Source organism: Flavobacterium sp., from assembly GCF_049590715.1.
Classification (GTDB): Bacteria; Bacteroidota; Bacteroidia; order Flavobacteriales; family Flavobacteriaceae; genus Flavobacterium.
In genome coordinates, this window is sequence record NZ_JBAWDL010000099.1 from 1 (window position 1) to 1,944 (window position 1,944).

Annotated in this window: 4 protein-coding genes; all 4 read left to right on the forward strand. The window is 29.3% G+C overall.

What is annotated here, in order from left to right; genetic code table 11:
* Positions 1-363, forward strand: a 363-nt coding sequence (locus WBQ70_RS04705; RefSeq protein ID WP_423911249.1) for an SRPBCC family protein, incomplete at its 5' end; no start/stop codon positions are given.
* 1 nt (position 364) lies between these two features.
* Entirely contained in the window at positions 365-688 is a 324-nt protein-coding gene (locus tag WBQ70_RS04710) for an ArsR/SmtB family transcription factor (RefSeq protein ID WP_423911251.1), read from the forward strand.
* A 70-nt stretch (positions 689-758) separates the two neighbouring features.
* Positions 759-1,190: an SRPBCC family protein gene (locus tag WBQ70_RS04715; protein ID WP_423911253.1), complete on the forward strand. Its 432-nt coding sequence runs from the start codon at positions 759-761 to the stop codon at positions 1,188-1,190.
* Between the two features lie 80 nt (positions 1,191-1,270).
* Entirely contained in the window at positions 1,271-1,717 is a 447-nt protein-coding gene (locus tag WBQ70_RS04720; RefSeq protein ID WP_423911255.1) for a DinB family protein, read from the forward strand.
* The last annotated feature ends 227 nt before the right edge of the window (positions 1,718-1,944 follow it).

Consider the following 1,944-nt stretch of genomic DNA (forward strand, 5'->3'; position numbering starts at 1 on the left):
CTATTAGCACAATGGCTTGTCCCAAATGTTTTTAAACCAATTATTGGTCATAAATTTCAATTTGGAGCAAAACCAAAATTAAAAATAGGTTTTGATGGAAGGATTTATTGTAAAGTATTAGAAATTGTCCCTTACAAAAAATTGGTTTACTCTTGGAAAGGTGGAATGTCAAAAGAGAATCCTTCACTTGATTCTATTGTGACTTGGACACTTTCATCATCAGAAAAAGGAACTGTTTTAAGTTTGGAACATTCAGGATTTACAGGTTTCAAAAACTATTTACCTTATATTATAATGAACAAAGGATGGGTTACAAATAGTAAGAAGTTATTCAACCTAATGGAACAACTAAATCTAGTATAATATGACAACACAAACATTTGATGCCTTTCAAGTTATTGCAGATCCTTGCAGAAGACAAATACTACATTTGTTATCCGAGAACGGATTAAGTATCAATTCAATTGCTGATAATTTTGACATAAGTCGGCCTGCTGTTTCTAAACACATCAAAATTTTGGACAACGCTGGTTTTATTTCTATCCAAAATATGGGTAGAGAGCGTCATTGTATTTTAAAACAAGATGGTTTCAAGGAACTTCAGGAATGGATAGCTTATTTTGATACTTTTTGGCTATCCAAATTCAAAAATTTAGAAACAATTTTAAATAACAAAACAAAATTGTGAATTCTATTGAAACTATCTCATTTTCCTCAGACAAAACTTTCCAATTATATAGAATTTAAAATAGTAAAATATGCAAACAGAAATCAAAAACGAATGGCTATTCGAACAAAAACCAAATGAAGTATGGGAATATCTTACACAAGCTGATTTAATTGCGCTTTGGCTTATGCCAAACAATTTTAAATTAATTCTTGGACACGAATTTCAATTTCAAACAAAACCAATCTCAAGTTTAGATTTGGATGGTACTTTCTATTGTAAAGTTTTAGAAATAATTCCTTTGCAAAAATTGGTGTATAGTTGGAAAGGTGGTTCTGGAAATGGAACTATTTCTCTAGACACCATTGTCGAATGGACTTTAGAAAAACACAAAAATGGAGCAAAACTGATTTTGAAACATTCGGGTTTCAAAGAAAATAATTTGGCTGTTTTTACAGGTATGACATCTGGTTGGGAGAAAAATATTCAAAAAATGCTTACCCATATAAATTCAAACAACTAGTATTTAATCTTAACTATTTCAAGTAATTAAGACCAAAATAAATGGTGATTTTAAAGAATACAAACTAAAATACATTCAAAATGCAAAGAGAAATTTTATTACAAGTATTAGAGCAAAACAAAAAAGATTGTTCTCATTTCTGTAAAAACATAAACACTGAAAATGCTAGTTATCGCTTAACAGAGCAAACTGCATCTGTTGGTTTTATTTACAGACATATCGGTGAAACAACAAATTTAATTGGACAATTTTTCGGCTACGAAACGGATGTTGAAGGGACAACAATCGGACAAAAAGATATAGGCAATTTATTTGATTTGGAAACAAGTCGGTTGTATTTTGAAAAAGGCTACCAAACTCTTGAAAAACTAGTTTTAAATACCTCCGACCAAGAATGGCTTGAAGAAATTGAGACAACTTGGTTTGGTAAAATAGCACGAATAAAACTATTTTCAATTTTATTAAATCATAATGCGCATCATTGCGGACAACTATCATCTGCAATACTAAAAGGAAAAAAGCACTAGAAAAATATCAAACTGCGAAAATCCGTTTCACGGTAAATCATACAGATTTGTATTGAATAGTTAGTCCTAGATTATTTTCTATCTTACTGAAAACACAATTAATAAAATAATTCCATTTGAAATAAAATGAAAACAAAAAAAGAAATAAACAATGAATATAAATTGAAGAAATTTCCTGTTGGAGTTTTTCAAATCAGAAATACAATTAACAATAAAATATTTATTGA

Coding starts and splice junctions, on each gene's coding strand:
- WBQ70_RS04710 (WP_423911251.1), top strand. CDS start 365: ATGACAACACAAACATTTGATGCCTTTCAAGTTATTGCAGATCCTTGC.
- WBQ70_RS04715 (WP_423911253.1), top strand. CDS start 759: ATGCAAACAGAAATCAAAAACGAATGGCTATTCGAACAAAAACCAAAT.
- WBQ70_RS04720 (WP_423911255.1), top strand. CDS start 1,271: ATGCAAAGAGAAATTTTATTACAAGTATTAGAGCAAAACAAAAAAGAT.